Raw genomic sequence first — 15,508 nt, 5'->3', positions numbered from 1 at the left:
GGTTTGCTTTTTCTGTTTTTTACCAAACTGAGGAAGAAATAAACATTTCTAGCCAGCAACAAGCAAATAACACACTGGATTTATTTACACACAAAAAAAGCTGCCTCGTTTATTTTGAGACAGCTTCTTTACCAAATGCTTGTCTTTTATTTTTTATTATTCGGCGTTATATGCCAATAGTTGTTTTGGTTTTTCATAACCATAACGAACAGGATTTTCCATAATCTGTTTCATAGAAATTAGCTTATAAACGTAGCCACCGGTTTCGCGGTTTAGTTTCATTTTATAATAATTATCCTGATTTTGATCATTGATTTGCCTGCGTAAACGGCCATCGCCAACATTATATGCCGCAGCAACTAATGTCCAGCTTTCTAAACCACTATACATTTCTTTAATGTATTTGCATGCTGCAATAGTAGATTTGCGCAAGTTGTAACGTTCATCAACCTTACCATTTACTTTTAAGCCATACATGCGAGCGGTGCCAGGCATAAACTGCCAAATTCCGGCTGCGCCCTTTGGCGATACGCCACCTTGCAAACCGGATTCAACCAGTGCAACGTATTTAAAATCATTAGGAATACCGTAAGCGGCCAAAATAGGCTCAATTATCGGAAACCACTCTGCTGCTTTTCTGTGTAAGCGATGCGTTTGCAGATTACCATAAGTGTGTGCTGCAAGAACTTTTTTCATTTTACTTTCTACCTTTTTATCGCCTAATGGCAGGGTTTCTTCAGCAAAATTTAACTGGGCCATTAAAGATACAGATTCTTCTTTCGGACTTTCAGTTGTGGGTATTGTAGTGTTTAATTTTTCTTCTTTTAAAAGACTTTTTTGTGCTAAGGGCATTTGGTAAGCGAACACTTTTGCCATAATAAATAATGCTGCCACTATTACAAATGGTACTATGTGTTTCTTTAACATCTTCCTCCTTTTTTTGGTGAACTTATAAAAAACGTTGGCAAAGGTAAAAAATAATAGTCAGATTACCAAGCAGTTACAAAAAATAGAGTCAAAATCAGGCTTTAAAGTACTTTAAACGTGGGTTTTAGATTTTGATTTTCACTCAATTTTTCTTATTTTAGAGGCTATTTTTTGATCAAATTTTTACGCTTCTCAAAATTGTATTATTCATCAATTTTGCATAAATTTGCAGCCCGCATTTTTGATGTGGTTAAAAGCGTATCATGATAAATAAAAACAACAGGAACAGTCGGGATGACAAGTCCAAACCGGGCAGCCGGAGAAGCGAAGGCAAAAGTTATTCAGCCGGATCAGAAAAAAAAGGTAGCTCTGAAGACAGAGACAGCAAATTCAAAAAATCATCCGATCAAAGAGAGGGTTCCCGCCCAAGAACATCAGGAGGTAAAGATTTCAAATCTAAATCTTTCGGAGACAAAAAAGATTTCAAACCAAGAACTGGAGATCGTGATTTCAAATCGAGAGATGGAGAATCAAAAGGATTCAAATTTGGTGATCGTGAGTTTAAATCAAAAGATTCTACTTCAAGAAGTAGTGATCGCGATTTTAAACCAAGAGAAGGCGGATCAAGAGATTACAAACCGAGAACTGGCGATCGTGACTTTAAATCGAGAGATGGCGGATCACGTGATTTTAAACCAAGAGAAGGTGGATCAAGAGATTACAAACCGAGAACAGGAGATAGAGACTTTAAATCGAAAGATGGTGCAAGAGATTATAAACCAAGAACAGGAGACAGAGATTTCAAATCTAAGGATAGAGATTCGAGAGATTTTAAACCGAAAACTGGCGACAGAGACTTCAAATCAAGAGACGGAGGATCAAAAGGATTTAAACCTTGGGAAGGAAAATCTGACGGTTTCAAGCCAAGTGCTGGAAGTTCAAGAGATGTAAAACCAAGAGAAGGTGCTGATAGCAGACCGTTTAGAAAACGTGAAGAATCACAACCTAGAGATACCGAATTTAATCGCCCGGAAAGAACAGTTATTGCCCCTGTTCGTAAAACAAATGAAGATAAAGGCTTAATTCGCCTAAATAGATATATTTCAAACGCAGGTATTTGTTCTCGCCGTAAGGCCGATGAGTTAATCGCTGCTGGTATTATTACTGTAAACGGTGAAGCTGTTACAGAACTTGGCCACAAGGTTGATCCAGCTAAAGATCAGGTTCGTTATAATGGCGAATTGCTTAAGCGTGAGAAAAAAGTTTATGTACTATTAAACAAACCTAAGGATTATATTACCACCACGGATGACCCACAGGAGCGCCGTACGGTAATGCAGTTGGTTGATAAAGCTAGTCGTGAACGTATTTATCCAGTTGGTCGCTTAGATCGCAACACAACAGGCTTACTATTAATGACCAACGATGGTGATTTAGCAGATAAATTATCTCACCCAAAAAACGGAATCACTAAAATTTATAACGTAGAATTAGACAAATCTTTATCACAAGGCGATTTAAATAAAATTGCTTTCGGTTTAGAGCTTGAGGATGGTTTAATTAAGCCAGATAACATTTCTTACGTTTCTGGTGGAACAAAAAAAGAAGTTGGCATTCAAATTCACAGTGGCAAAAACCGCATCGTACGTCGTATTTTCGAACATTTAGGTTATAATGTAGAAAAATTAGATCGTGTAGTTTATGGTAATTTGACTAAAAAAGATCTACCAAGAGGAAGATGGCGTTATCTTGAAGAGCATGAGCTTATTCAAATTAAACATCTAATCAGATAATATAGAAGGCAATCGAAAGGTTGCCTTTTTTGTTTACATCACAGCAACTCAGTACTGATTGTTTTTGTTAAGTTTTTCTCATATTTGTTTATATCAATAAATATTATGAAAAAGATCGGCTCCCTATTTTTCTTCGTCGCAATTTCAGTTATGGCATTTGCGCAGAAAAAACAAACCACATACAACCTTATTGTTGGCACTTACACCAACACCGGCAAAAGTGAAGGCATTTATACCTATAGCTTTAATACCCTTACTGCAGATACTAAGTTAAAAAGCGTTACTAAAGATGTTGCAAACCCAAGCTATTTAGCTTTAAACCCTAATGGTAAATTTGTTTACGCAGTTAATGAAACCGGGAATACCAGTGCAGTGAGTGCATTTACTTTTAACGCAGCAAGCGGAAAACTTAATTTCATAAATAAGCAAGAAAGCCATGGTGCCGATCCATGTTACATCACCGTTGATAACCAAAATGTAATTATTGCCAATTATAGTGGCGGAAGCCTAGCCGTATTTGGTCGAAATGCTGACGGCTCCTTAACCGAACCCAAACAGATTATCCAACATACTGGAAAAAGTATAGACCCAAAAGGCAGGCAGCAAAGTGCACACGTACATATGGTAAAATTTACACCTGACCATAAATATTTGATATGTAATGATTTAGGCGAAGACCAAACGTACATATATAATTACAACCCAAACAGTAAGGACCGGATTTTAACAGTTAAAAACGTACTAAAAACGAATGCTGGCACTGGTCCAAGACATATTACTTTTAGCCCAAATGGAAAGTTTGCTTATTTAGCTCACGAGTTTAATGGCAGCATTACTGGCTTTGTTTATTCAAATGGGAATCTTAAAAAGATACAAGAAATTGGAACAACAGAGAAAAGTTTTACCGGGAAAATTGATGGAGCTGATATCCACGTTTCGGCAGATGGAAAATTTCTTTACGAAACCAATCGTGGCGATGCCAATTCAATTTCAGTGTTCTCTATTCTATCAACGGGTATTTTAAAACATATTGAAACTGTGAGCACTTTAGGTAAAGGCCCAAGAAATTTCAGTATAGATCCAAGTGGCAATTTTTTATTGGTTGCCCATCAATATACTAATGATGTTGTAATTTTTAACCGTAATAAAATTTCAGGCAAATTAACAGATAGCGGCAAGCGTATTGAAGTAGGCGCTCCTGTTTGCCTTGTTTTTAGCAAATAATATAACATCAATGGAAAACTTTGATTGGACAAAATTCACCATTAGAATTGCTGTTAAGGCAACAATTGATGAAGTTTATGCGGCTTGGTCAACTCCAGTTGAAATTGAGAAGTGGTTTTTAAGTCATGCAGAGTTTTCTGATGAAAATAATGTTCTATTAAGCAAAACTCAGCAGGCTTTAAAAGGCGATCGTTATAAATGGGTTTGGTATCTTTATAACGATATAGAATTTGGCACCATAACTGAAGCCAACGAAAAAGACTTTTTCCAATTCACGTTTGCAGGCAATTGCTTGGTTGAAATAAATTTACGTGAAGAATTTGAATATACTATTGTTGAACTTACCCAGAAAAATATTCCAACGGATGAAAATTCTAAAAGGAATATTCGCCTGGGTTGCCACAATGGCTGGTCTTTTTACTTAATTAATTTAAAATCGGTTTTAGAAGGTGGATTGGATTTAAGAAACAAAGACAATCGGTTTAAACCTATGCTAAATAATTAATAGATGGTCAGAGGAGAGCTATTGCTGCAAGAAGGTTATAGAAAAAATCAAAACAAGTTGATTAAGTTTTTTCTAATTGCAACATTTTTCTTCAGCTTTATTTCTTCTTCTAACCTAAGTTATTCTGTTCAAACACAACAACAATATAATCAAACAGAATGTGTAAATACCGATATAACCAAATTCAGAAAACGTTATATTGGTTATTATCAGAAAGCAAATCTTCAATCTTATTCAACTCCTTATCACCTTTATAAAACATATTTTTTGTTGTTTTTTAATAGACAAATGTTGGCTTATTTCAATAAGCTGATTCAGGAAAATAAGAAACTTATTTTTTTAAAAACTCAATTATTTTATAAAATAATCAAACCTACTTTAAGTCATGAATTTGCTATTTAAGCAATTCTATTTTTAAAGAAAGATATGATTAACCAATAAGAACTTCTCACTAGTAAGAGATTTTGTTATTTAACTATAAAATATGAAAGGCGCAAAAAAGCTGCTCAGGCTTATTGCTTTGGTTTTTCTTTTCCTATTGGCTTCTATCGGCGTGGGTTTAGGTGGCGGGATTCCTATCCCCTCCTCAGGTAGAAAAGAAAACAATATAGAAATTGTAACAGAGCGTAAGGAAACTAAAGAAGATGATAAAGAGGAAATTCCTTAAAATATCAATACTGAATTAAACAAAAAAGGCTCACCAAATGGTAAGCCTTTTTTGTTTTACTTATTTCTTATTAAGCAGGCTCAGCTACTTTAGCAACGTTACGATAAGGGAAAGAGTTACAGATGTGGCGACGTGCAAAACGACCTGGCGAATCTGCATTTACCAATTTAATGTAAATTGCTCTTGGCACATCAAAATACTCATAAGCACTTCCATCAAAAAACTGAATGTTTAAAACGGATTGTTTGTATTCAAAATCTAAAATATTAGAATTTGTAATGGTTTGAGTATACGATTCTATATTTTGCTCACGAGTTTCTGGCGCAATACTAACCAGGAAATGATAAGCTTCGATGATGTCTTTACTTCTTGCCTCTGCCGCTAATCTCTCTTCTTCTACCTGAAATTTATCTGGATGGCATTCTTTCATCAAAGTACGGTAAACCGACTTAAGCGCTGCAAGCTCGGCCGTTTTATCCACGTTCAAAAGCTTTCTGTAATCTACTATTTTTTTCATTTGCCGCAAAGGTACGATTTATAATGATTTGATTTTGAGAAAGTTTTGTTTTAACAATTATTTATTATAGCCTTAAAAACTTACTGGAATTAAATATTTTGAAAAACAAGCAATTAGCGGATACGAATGATATTATTTTCAAATTTTAAGGCATAAAAAAACCTGCAACAAATAGCTGCAGGTTTTTATTAAAATGTTAAATATTTATTTAGGCAAACCGTTTTCAGGTTTCACTTCTTCTAAAATTGGAGTATCTATGGATTTTACTGTCGTGTGCATTACATCGTTTTTCTGCTCGAAAATTACAATGTCATTTTTACCTTCTTTTAACCAGCAACCTGGAACGTAAAGCGTTTGCTGAGGGCCAACGCTCCAGTAACGACCAATATTAATGCCATTAATAAACACAATACCTTTACCCCAATCACGCATATCAAGAAATGTATCACCAGTTTTGGATAAAGAAAAACTTCCTTCATAAATAGCTGGTTTTCCCGCCGTTGCAGTATTTTTAGCCGAAGCTAAATTAGGTACAACATCCATTGGTAATTTATACATATCCCAATTTCCGGTAATGGTTTGTCCGTTAATAATTACTGGAGAAATGATTCCTTTTGTACTATTGATAATTTTAGCACCGTAGTTAATGCGCCCCATATTTTCTACTACAATATCCAAAACAGCATTAAATGGAATATCTATTTCGCAGTCGTATTTTTTATAGTAGCTGTTTAATTCTGCAACCTTAGTGCCATTAACATAAACAATTGCATAATCTCTCAAACCAGCCAATTCTAATTTTCCATTAATAGGTTGATTAAATTTTTTGCTGTACCAAACATAACCATGTCCTTGATTTAAAGCTTCAAAAGTTAAAGGTTTATCATCATTTACAGGTGTTATCTTATTCTTAACATCCTCCAAATCAACAGCTTTCGTTAAAGTGATATTCGGGATAGAAATTACTGGAATTTTTGCGGGAATAGCAGGAGTTTCAGGCTTTTTAAGTAAATCTCTTAAAGCGTTATATTTTTCACTAGCCCACCCAGCCTCGCTAATTGGTGCGTCGTAATCGTAGCTTGTTAAATCTGGCTGAATATCATGTTTGTTATCATAATTTGCGCCCGAAGTAAAACCAAAGTTTGTACCGCCGTGCACCATATAATAGTTAAATGATACGCCACCATCTAAATACTTTTGCGTTTGCTTAACTACGGCTTGCGTAGAAACTTTAGGAAAAGGCTCTGCCCAATGATCCAACCAACCTGGATAAAATTCTGCAACCATGTACGGCCCTTTACCGCCATTGTATTTATTTACCAACTCTTTAAGCTTGGCTACATCATCTTCGCCATTTGCAGTTGGTAAGGCTCCAGGCAATGCGCCACCTTCAAAAAGCCAGCTACCATCTGATGTAAAAAACGGCACATTAAAACCAACATCTTTTAACTGCTGAAATACAGCCGCACTATATTTTTTATGATCTTCTAAAGAAATATCTTTACGTTGAGCCACGTATGAACCAAATTCATTTTCGCCCTGCACCATTACAATTGGGCCTCCGTTGGTTACCAAAAGATTTTTAACCTGACCGTATAATGCGGTAAAATATGCTTTTGTTGCCGCTAAATATTGCGGATTGTTATCACGAATAACCATACCTGGTACTTTTTGTAAAAACCATGGATAGCCACCAAATTCCCATTCGGCACATACATATGGTCCTGGGCGAAGAATAACAAATAAACCTTCTTCCTGGGCAGTTTTAATGTATTCGGTAATATCTCGGTTATCCGATTTAAAATCCCAAACACCAGGCGCTGTTTCATGGTAATTCCAAAAAACATAGGTAGCAACGGCGTTTAAGCCCATTGCTTTCATCATTTTTAAGCGATGACGCCAATAAGGTTTTGGAATACGGGCATAATGCATTTCCCCGCTATGAATTTGAACAGGTTTACCATCCAACAGGAAATTACCATCCGCAATGGCGAAAGTGTGTTTAGTGTTCTTTTTAGTTTGGGCATTAACATTTGCTGCGAGCGTTAGCAGCAGCGCAAAAGCAATTAAAGTGGTCTTCATTTGTGTTTAAGTTGTTACAAATATTTTTCTTATTCGGCTGTAAAACCGAAACTTTGGAAGTATTTTGAGGTTAAAAATTATGATTTCGGCTAAAAAACCATCTAAATTCTTCTGAAAAAGACAAACGTTTGATCTTGTTCTACGTTATCCAATCGAAGATTATTTTTTCACAAAACAGCCTCCAAAGCCTAAATATAAGCTTTTAACCTACTTAAAACCAAATTCTAATATTTTGCTTGTAATGATTTTTCTATTACTTCCTTATAGAAATCAACGTAAGATGGTAGGATTTTCTTTAAATCGAAATCTTGCGCTCTTTTAAATGCGTTTTCTTTAAACTGTTTCAGCGTAGCATCATCCTTTAAAATTTCAATCGCATGTGATGCCATATCATCAACATCACCAACATTACTCATAAAACCACAAAAGCCATCTACATTTAACTCTGGCAAACCGCCTGCATTTGTGGTAATTACAGGAACTTTGCAAGCCATAGCCTCTAAGGCTGCCAATCCAAAACTTTCAGATTCTGATGGCATTAAGAATAAATCCGAAACGGAAAGAATTTCTTCAATAGCATCTTGTTTACCTAAAAAGCGCACATGATCGCAAATACCTAAAGTACGGCAAAGTTGCTCATCATAAACTCTTTCTGGCCCATCGCCTACCATTAATAGTTTAGATGGAATTTCTGCTTGTACTTTTTCAAAAATCCGAATCACATCTGCCGTGCGTTTTACCTTTCTAAAATTGCTGGTATGGATTAAAATTCTTTCGTTATTAGGTGCAATAGCCTTTTTAAAGTGATCTTTTGCTTGTAAACTGAAACGACTAAAATCTATAAAGTTGGGAATAACCTTAATATCCTTGGTAATTTCGAAGTGTTTAAAGGTATCTTCTTTCAAATCTTGAGATACCGTAGTTACGCCATCACTTTGATTAATAGAGAAAGTTACCACAGGTTTATAGGTTGGATCTTTACCTACCAACGTAATATCAGTACCGTGTAAAGTGGTTACAACTGGAATATGAATACCATAACTGGCTAATATTTGCTTTGCCATAAATGCCGCAGATGCGTGAGGAATGGCGTAATGTACGTGCAAAACATCCAATTGTTCAAACCGAACAACATCTACCAATTTACTGGCCAGCGCCGATTCGTAAGGGGCATAATCAAACAATGGGTAATCCCGAACGGAAACCTCATGATAAAATAAATTAGCAGAGAAGAAATCGAGCCTTGCGGGCTGGCTGTAGGTTATAAAATGAACCTGATGACCTTCGTTAGCCAAAGCCTTTCCCAATTCTGTTGCTACCACGCCGCTACCGCCAAAAGTGGGGTAACAAACAATTCCTATCTTCATTTTAAAATGTATTGTTGTTAGCACAAATGTAGCCGATTTTAGTCTATTATGCATGTCGGTATAATGCAATAATAAAGTCGAGGTATTAGGTAGAGATTACGTAATTTAAAGCAATAAAAACTTGAATATTTTTAAACAAAAAAAGCCCCAAAAATGGGGCTTTCTAATATTTTAGCTTAATTAAATTTTGCTCATTTCATCTTTAATAACCAGTAATAATTCATTTGGTCTTTGAGTACCAATAAAATATTCTAAACCATCCCTATCAGTTAAAACTACCGCATCTTTGCCCGAAGAATAAAAGCGAATGGTACCTTTTGTATGTAAGTTATAAACTGGATTATTAAAAAAATAGCGACTGTAAATGCCTTTACGCACATCAACAATACTATTTAAATCTATTTTAACTTTTTTGGTGGTCCAAAGTCCATCTAAAATTAAACTTTTATTATCCACCACTATTTTATACTGAATAAGGAATAGTAAAATCATTGAAACGCCAATAATACCAAAACCCACTACTAAGAAAAGATCTTGTGTATTATCACGATCGCGTTCGTAAACATAGGCGGCAAAACAAAATGCAGCCATAATCAGCCTAATAAATATGCGAACATAATCTCTGCCGATGTATTGTTTTTCTATATATGCGTACTTGCTTTCCAATTAATTTATTTTGAGTTCGAATATAACAACTTTTTTGGTTGCCTTAGTTAGTTTATAGCGGTTATCCTGGCGCATACCAGCAACCCAAATTACCTCGCCGTTGCCGTTAATTAATATTGGCGTTATTTCCTTTAAGTGCAAAGGTAACTTCTCATTGATAAAAAAGTCGCTTATTTTCTTAAAATTACGCATTCCCAAAGGAATAAATTTATCTCCATGTTGCCAACTTCTTAATACCAAAGGAAAAATAAGCTTATCAAAATCTGCAAAAGCCTTATTTTTTACCGTTTCAAAGGCTAAGTTATCTGAAAACGATACTTTGATTTCGTTTCCCATAAAATTAACTTTTTCCGTTGCTGGATGAATAATTTGATGCTCCTGATTTAAATTTGCTCTTTCGGCAATAATTAAATGTTTACGATCGATAATGGCCTGATGGCTTTCACTAAAAAAATGCGTTCCACTTAAAGCATGAATACTACTTAGAATTTCTGCTACTACTAAATTTGTAAAATTGAAAGGCTTTAATAACTCAAAAAGCAATAGTTGCCTAGGTTTTAATGCAATTATATCATCCAAAGCAATATAAATACCATCAGTTTTGTTTTGAAGTAATGCATTTGATAAAACTTCAACCTGCGTTTTGAGAAAAGTTTCAATTTCAGAGAATCTAGCAATATTTTGAGCAAAGGTATTCTCGAGATTAGGGTTTATTTCCTTCAAATACGGTATAACCTCTAGCCGGAGCTTATTTCGAGTATAGTCTGTACTTTTGTTAGATCCATCTTCAACATAATCTATATGATTACTTTCAATAAGCTGATCTATTTCCGCTCTGTTTAAAAACAGTAATGGCCGGATTAAAAAATCTCTTTTAGGTAAAATACCATGCAAACCACTAATTCCTGTACCACGCACTAAATTAATTAAAACGGTTTCTATTGCGTCGTTTTGGTGCTGTGCTAGGGCAATATAATGGTAGCCTTCAGTTTTGCGGAGTGTTTCAAACCATTGGTAACGCAAATCTCTGGCAGCCATTTGGGTAGAAATTTTATGTTGAGATGCATATTTTTTTGTTTCAAAATGCGTTACATAAAATGGAACATCGAAATTGTGGGCTAACATTTTAACAAAATGTTCATCTCGCTGGGCTTCTTCACCACGTAAATTAAAATTGCAATGTGCTACACCAACGCGAATGCCGAGTGCTTTAAAAAGATGCAACATTAAAACTGAATCCCGACCGCCACTTACTGCTAAAAGAATTTTATCATCTTTTGTAAACAACTGTTCTTTGCTGATAAAATCCTGAAATTGCTGTAAGGGTAACATTCATCAAAAATATTTAATTTTAACTGTTATTCCGAACGTTCGGAACAAAAAACTAACTTTGTAGGGTGCAAAAATTATTTGTCTTTTTATTTTTACTGATTAGCCCCGTTTTATTATTCGGTCAGCAAAAAGGATCGGTTATTAAAATTCTTTCTTACGCTCAAATCCAGGGTGATTTCAAGAAAAAGATTAACTATCTTAAAAATCCCGTTTTTCAACAAGATAATGCTACCCTTACTTGTGATAGTGCTGTTTATTACAGTGAACGCAATTACTTTGAGGCGTACAAAAACGTACATATAAACCAGTTAACCACTGATATTTATTCAGATCAGCTGGAATATGATGGGAATAAAAAACATGCACATTTAACAGGAAATGTTAAAATGACTGATCCTAAATCGGTTTTAACGACTAATATCCTGGATTATGATATGGTTAGTAAAATTGGAACTTATACCACAGGCGGAAAAATTGTAACGCAGGATGTAACCCTCACCAGTAAAAACGGATACTATTTTAACACCAGTAGCGATTCATATTTCAGGTATAATGTATTGGTGCTTACACCGCAGGCAACGATAAAATCGGATACGATGCGCTATAACCTAGATACCAAATGGACTTATTTCTACGGTCCAACCAATATTAAAGGTAAGGATGATAATTTATATACCGAAAATGGTGCCTACAATACAACCACTGAGGATGCCTATTTTGGTAAGAAGAACTTGTATACTCAAGGTACCAGATCTTTAAAAGGAGATAGCTTATATTATTACGGTAAAATTGGTTATGGAAAAGCCGTAAAAAACATTGTTTTTTCTGACACAAAGGATAAAATGAAAATGTTCGGCGATTTGGGCTATTACTATAAAATAGATCAACGAACTTTAGTAACCAGAAATGCATATTTAGGTATCGGTACTGAAGATTCTATTTTAGTAAAAGGGAAAAAGCGACCGGATAGTTTATGGCTTGGTGCAGATACGTTGGAAACTCAAATGGTTTTGCAAAAAACAATAAAACTGGTTCCTAAAATATCCATTAAGGCAGATAACCAGGTGGGCGATGATGATGAAGATGGTGGTGCTAAAAAGGAAAAGGGTGAACCGAAAATTGGAAATAATCCAAAAAACATAGAAGATAAAAAGATACCGCTAGATAAAAAAGAGGGAAATAAGAAATCTAAAAGTAAGCCTAAAGATGACGATAATTTAAAGGATAAAATTGATGTCCTTTCCAAAAAAAACGTCGATAGTTTAAAATCAAAAGTAGATTCTATACCAATTAATTTACTGAAGGCTAAAACTGACAGCTTAAAAAAAGATCCTGTATTGAAAGCAAAGGTTGATTCTGCTATAAAAAATATTCCTAAAATTAAGCCTGATAGCATCGTTAAAAGTTTAAATAAAGCATCTATAACCCAATCGTCAAATAAGCTGATTAATAATATTAAAACAACAGGCTTAAAAACAGATACCGCTAAATTTAATCCGGCTGATACCGTTCAGGCAAGGATTATAAAAGCCTACCACGGTGTTAAAATCTATAAAAGCAATATACAGGCTAAAACCGACAGCTTATTTTATACCAGCGGCGATTCTACCCTGCGATGCTTTATCAATCCAATCATTTGGTCGGAAGGATCACAGCAGGTTGGTGATACAATTTACGTGCAGTTTAAAAAGAATAAGTTAAATAATCTTCAAGCCTTTAGAAATGCTTTTTTAGTGAATACACCAGCAGATTCACTTCGTTTTAACCAAATTAAAGGGAGATTTATGACAGGTTTCTTTGCAGACGGAAAGCTTAAAAACCTTTATGTGGATGGTAACGCAGAAAGTATTTATTATACACAGGATGATAGCACCAAAGTATATAAAGAAATGAACCAGACGGTGAGTAGCCGTATAAAGTTTGTGTTTAAGGAGAACGATATTGATGATATTGTTTATATAAAAAGCATCGAGGGTGCCCTAAATCCAGAAAACACTGTTAAAAAGGATAACGTTTTAAAAGGTTTTTCTTGGAAGCCTACCGAAAGACCAAAATCTAAGAAGGATGCTATTGGCTCATCAGAAAAGATGATGCGCAAATCGAAACCTAAGATCCCAGCAAAAAAAGTAACTCCTGTACCTGCTGCAGCAACAAAACCAAGTGCGCCGCCCGCAAAAACTGATGTACCAAAAGATTCTGTCGATAAAGGAAAAATAGCACAAAAGCCTTTAGCCAAACCCGATACAACAAACTTTGGAATTAAGCCAATATTCCCAAAAAAGGATAGTATAAAAGTAATTAAAGAGAAAGATTTAAAGGTACAGTAAACTCATAATCAGCCTAAAACCGCCATCCTGAACCTATTTTAAGCAATATTAGTTGGAATTTATATGCACAAATATAGAAGCATGCGGTGGGTATGTTTCTGTACTTTTCAGATTATCCAGCACTTTCCTTCAGAAAATCAATCATCTTTTTTAGAGCAATGCCACGGTGGCTGATTTTATTTTTTTCTTCCAAGCGCATTTCAGCAAAGGTAATATCATAACCATTTGGTTCAAAAATCGGGTCATAACCAAAACCCTCAACACCACTTAATTCAGTACGAATGGTACCTTCTACTACCCCTTCAAAAAAATGATTTTCTCCATTTTGCATCAATGAAATCACCGTCTTAAATCTTGCCTTTCTATTTTCAACACCATTCAATTTTTCTAAAACAAGATTTATATTATCCATACTATCTCGCGTACCAGCATAACGGGCAGAATAAACACCAGGCTCATTATTTAAGGCCTCAATTTCCAAACCACTATCATCTGCAAAGCAATCTAAATCATAATGCTCTACAACATATTTGCTTTTTAATGCAGCATTACCGGCAAAAGTTTCTTCTGTTTCAGGAATATCGGTAAAACAGCCAATATCCTGTAGATTAAGCACTTCATATTTTCCTTGAAGGGCAGAACGAATTTCAGCTGTTTTATGTTGATTATTGGTCGCGAAGACTAGCTTATTCATGAATATAATTTTGATTAAAAGGAATAGAATGTGAAGGCAACTATAGTTTTTTCAAGTTACCCCAAAGAGATTTTTTTGCATTTAAATCACCATCGAGTTCGTGCAGTTCAGGTGCAAAAATCATTCGGGTAGTTTCGTGTACAATAATTTCGTGCTGCCACTTTAAATTTAAGTTCAAATCAGTTGTAGCCACTCCAAAAGCCAGCATTAATTGAGGCTTAAAAAACTGATGTAACTCTATAAAGTTAGTTCCGCTATAATTTGCATAATTAAGCAAAGCGAAATCTGGAGTGGCAAGTTCCACAGCCTTAACAATTTTACGAAGTAATTCTCGGCCTTGTTCCGTGCTTACATCGTTATTTTTATCATTAACTAAAATTAGTACCGCTTTCTTATTACCACCTAAAAACTTAAACACTTTTTCTGCTGCGGGCTCTTCTACAACAGGTGTTTTTACGCCATTTTCAGGGTATGCTTTAACTGGATTTTCGCTTTTATTTAAAGAAATACCCTCATTTACAACATTTTGAACAGGTTGATTGGCAGCTGTTTTAAAATCTACCTGAGGTTCTAAAACAGGCTCCAAACGAACTGCAGGCTCTATTTTAACGCTTTTATCTTCTACTAAAAAAACATCTTCAGTAAAAAATAAACGTAAAGCATTAGCATTGTTGGTAACCTGGTTTTCCATTCGTATTTTTGTAGTATAATAATTTCTGTTAAAATTAGTTAAATATCTTATAATAGCGCCGCTAATTGTTACTTTTATCCATTAAAATTTATAGAGTCTTCTGCGTGAGAAAAGCTTATTGCTTGTTTGTTCTTAGCCTGGTTTATAACATTTCTACTGCACAAAATGTAGCCACCATTAACGGCAAAGCATTAAGTAGCAAGGAGTTTATCTGGACTTACAAAAAGAGCCATAATGGGAACATTAGTTCTGATTATGAAAACTTGAAGGCTTATTTAAATTTATATATTAATTTTAAATTAAAAGTTTTGGATGCCCGTGAGATGGGATTAGATAAAAACCCAACCTATCTCGAAGAAATTAAAACTTATGAAGATGCTTTAGTTACCCATAAAAAGGCAACATCGAGCGGTAAAGATTTTAATTACCTAATAAATGAATACCGCGAAGGTGTTTTGATGTTTAATGTATCTGAAGAAAAAATCTGGAACAAAGCCCAGGAAGATGAACAGGCCATTAGCGAGTTTTATACGAATAACAAACAAAACTATAATAAACCATTAGCAGAGATAAGAGGGCACGTTGTTGCCGATTATCAACAGGCTTTGGAAGAAAAATGGCTTAAAAGCCTTAAAGATAAATATCAGGTTAAGGTTAACGAAAGTGAATTAAAAAAGCTTGCCAAGCTGTAATTTAAAGCATTAGTTAATTAAACC

Annotated in this window: 15 protein-coding genes; 7 read left to right on the top strand and 8 right to left on the bottom strand. The window is 34.9% G+C overall.

Features of this window, described 5'->3' with window-relative positions:
• Positions 1-156: 156 nt before the first annotated feature.
• The gene (locus EHC72_RS18715) at positions 157-927 is read right to left on the bottom strand and encodes a lytic transglycosylase domain-containing protein (protein WP_131539230.1); all 771 of its coding nucleotides are present in this window, start codon (positions 925-927) and stop codon (positions 157-159) included.
• 263 nt (positions 928-1,190) lie between these two features.
• On the opposite strand from EHC72_RS18715, the gene EHC72_RS18710 reads away from it, so the two are divergent.
• From EHC72_RS18710 to EHC72_RS18690, 5 genes are all read left to right on the top strand, one after another.
• Positions 1,191-2,720, top strand: coding sequence for a pseudouridine synthase (locus EHC72_RS18710; RefSeq protein ID WP_131539229.1), 1,530 nt, complete (start codon positions 1,191-1,193; stop codon positions 2,718-2,720).
• A gap of 105 nt (positions 2,721-2,825) precedes the next feature.
• Positions 2,826-3,944, top strand: coding sequence for a lactonase family protein (locus tag EHC72_RS18705; protein ID WP_131539228.1), 1,119 nt, complete (start codon positions 2,826-2,828; stop codon positions 3,942-3,944).
• Positions 3,945-3,954: 10 nt separating this feature from the next.
• The gene (locus tag EHC72_RS18700) at positions 3,955-4,449 is read left to right on the top strand and encodes an SRPBCC family protein (protein ID WP_131539227.1); all 495 of its coding nucleotides are present in this window, start codon (positions 3,955-3,957) and stop codon (positions 4,447-4,449) included.
• A 3-nt stretch (positions 4,450-4,452) separates the two neighbouring features.
• Positions 4,453-4,851: a hypothetical protein gene (locus EHC72_RS18695; RefSeq protein WP_131539226.1), complete on the top strand. Its 399-nt coding sequence runs from the start codon at positions 4,453-4,455 to the stop codon at positions 4,849-4,851.
• Between the two features lie 82 nt (positions 4,852-4,933).
• Positions 4,934-5,116, top strand: a complete 183-nt coding sequence (locus EHC72_RS18690) for a hypothetical protein (protein ID WP_131539225.1) — start codon at positions 4,934-4,936, stop codon at positions 5,114-5,116.
• A gap of 70 nt (positions 5,117-5,186) precedes the next feature.
• Here the strand turns inward: EHC72_RS18690 and EHC72_RS18685 are convergent, their stop codons facing one another.
• From EHC72_RS18685 to tilS, 5 genes are all read right to left on the bottom strand, one after another.
• On the bottom strand, positions 5,187-5,633 hold the full coding sequence (locus EHC72_RS18685; RefSeq protein WP_131539224.1) for a KTSC domain-containing protein: 447 nt from the start codon (positions 5,631-5,633) through the stop codon (positions 5,187-5,189).
• A 204-nt stretch (positions 5,634-5,837) separates the two neighbouring features.
• Complete coding sequence (locus EHC72_RS18680; protein WP_131539223.1) at positions 5,838-7,715, bottom strand: glycoside hydrolase family 35 protein; 1,878 nt, start codon at positions 7,713-7,715, stop codon at positions 5,838-5,840.
• Between the two features lie 224 nt (positions 7,716-7,939).
• Positions 7,940-9,082 (bottom strand): N-acetyl-alpha-D-glucosaminyl L-malate synthase BshA, encoded by a 1,143-nt coding sequence (gene bshA / locus EHC72_RS18675; RefSeq protein ID WP_131539222.1) that lies wholly within the window; start codon positions 9,080-9,082, stop codon positions 7,940-7,942.
• Between the two features lie 180 nt (positions 9,083-9,262).
• Positions 9,263-9,748 (bottom strand): hypothetical protein, encoded by a 486-nt coding sequence (locus EHC72_RS18670; protein ID WP_131539221.1) that lies wholly within the window; start codon positions 9,746-9,748, stop codon positions 9,263-9,265.
• Positions 9,749-11,080: a tRNA lysidine(34) synthetase TilS gene (gene tilS / locus EHC72_RS18665; protein WP_131539220.1), complete on the bottom strand. Its 1,332-nt coding sequence runs from the start codon at positions 11,078-11,080 to the stop codon at positions 9,749-9,751. It lies immediately after the preceding gene.
• A 65-nt stretch (positions 11,081-11,145) separates the two neighbouring features.
• On the opposite strand from tilS, the gene EHC72_RS18660 reads away from it, so the two are divergent.
• On the top strand, positions 11,146-13,407 hold the full coding sequence (locus EHC72_RS18660) for an OstA-like protein (protein WP_131539219.1): 2,262 nt from the start codon (positions 11,146-11,148) through the stop codon (positions 13,405-13,407).
• Between the two features lie 112 nt (positions 13,408-13,519).
• Here the strand turns inward: EHC72_RS18660 and EHC72_RS18655 are convergent, their stop codons facing one another.
• On the bottom strand, positions 13,520-14,101 hold the full coding sequence (locus EHC72_RS18655) for a non-canonical purine NTP diphosphatase (RefSeq protein ID WP_131539218.1): 582 nt from the start codon (positions 14,099-14,101) through the stop codon (positions 13,520-13,522).
• A gap of 40 nt (positions 14,102-14,141) precedes the next feature.
• Complete coding sequence (locus EHC72_RS18650) at positions 14,142-14,792, bottom strand: hypothetical protein (RefSeq protein ID WP_131539217.1); 651 nt, start codon at positions 14,790-14,792, stop codon at positions 14,142-14,144.
• A gap of 122 nt (positions 14,793-14,914) precedes the next feature.
• On the opposite strand from EHC72_RS18650, the gene EHC72_RS18645 reads away from it, so the two are divergent.
• Positions 14,915-15,484, top strand: coding sequence for a hypothetical protein (locus EHC72_RS18645; RefSeq protein WP_246029465.1), 570 nt, complete (start codon positions 14,915-14,917; stop codon positions 15,482-15,484).
• Positions 15,485-15,508 lie beyond the last annotated feature (24 nt).

Origin of the sequence: Pedobacter nototheniae, assembly GCF_004335085.1 — a bacterium.
Classification (GTDB): Bacteria; Bacteroidota; Bacteroidia; order Sphingobacteriales; family Sphingobacteriaceae; genus Pedobacter; species Pedobacter nototheniae.
Note: the sequence above shows the minus strand (reverse complement) of the source record. Positions and strands in the feature narration are given on the sequence as shown.

Bases quoted from the DNA above. Each gene is read 5' to 3' on its own strand.
- EHC72_RS18715 (WP_131539230.1), bottom strand. From the start codon at position 927: ATGTTAAAGAAACACATAGTACCATTTGTAATAGTGGCAGCATTATTT.
- EHC72_RS18710 (WP_131539229.1), top strand. From the start codon at position 1,191: ATGATAAATAAAAACAACAGGAACAGTCGGGATGACAAGTCCAAACCG.
- EHC72_RS18705 (WP_131539228.1), top strand. From the start codon at position 2,826: ATGAAAAAGATCGGCTCCCTATTTTTCTTCGTCGCAATTTCAGTTATG.
- EHC72_RS18700 (WP_131539227.1), top strand. From the start codon at position 3,955: ATGGAAAACTTTGATTGGACAAAATTCACCATTAGAATTGCTGTTAAG.
- EHC72_RS18695 (WP_131539226.1), top strand. From the start codon at position 4,453: ATGGTCAGAGGAGAGCTATTGCTGCAAGAAGGTTATAGAAAAAATCAA.
- EHC72_RS18690 (WP_131539225.1), top strand. From the start codon at position 4,934: ATGAAAGGCGCAAAAAAGCTGCTCAGGCTTATTGCTTTGGTTTTTCTT.
- EHC72_RS18685 (WP_131539224.1), bottom strand. From the start codon at position 5,633: ATGAAAAAAATAGTAGATTACAGAAAGCTTTTGAACGTGGATAAAACG.
- EHC72_RS18680 (WP_131539223.1), bottom strand. From the start codon at position 7,715: ATGAAGACCACTTTAATTGCTTTTGCGCTGCTGCTAACGCTCGCAGCA.
- bshA (WP_131539222.1), bottom strand. From the start codon at position 9,082: ATGAAGATAGGAATTGTTTGTTACCCCACTTTTGGCGGTAGCGGCGTG.
- tilS (WP_131539220.1), bottom strand. From the start codon at position 11,080: ATGTTACCCTTACAGCAATTTCAGGATTTTATCAGCAAAGAACAGTTG.
- EHC72_RS18655 (WP_131539218.1), bottom strand. From the start codon at position 14,101: ATGAATAAGCTAGTCTTCGCGACCAATAATCAACATAAAACAGCTGAA.
- EHC72_RS18650 (WP_131539217.1), bottom strand. From the start codon at position 14,792: ATGGAAAACCAGGTTACCAACAATGCTAATGCTTTACGTTTATTTTTT.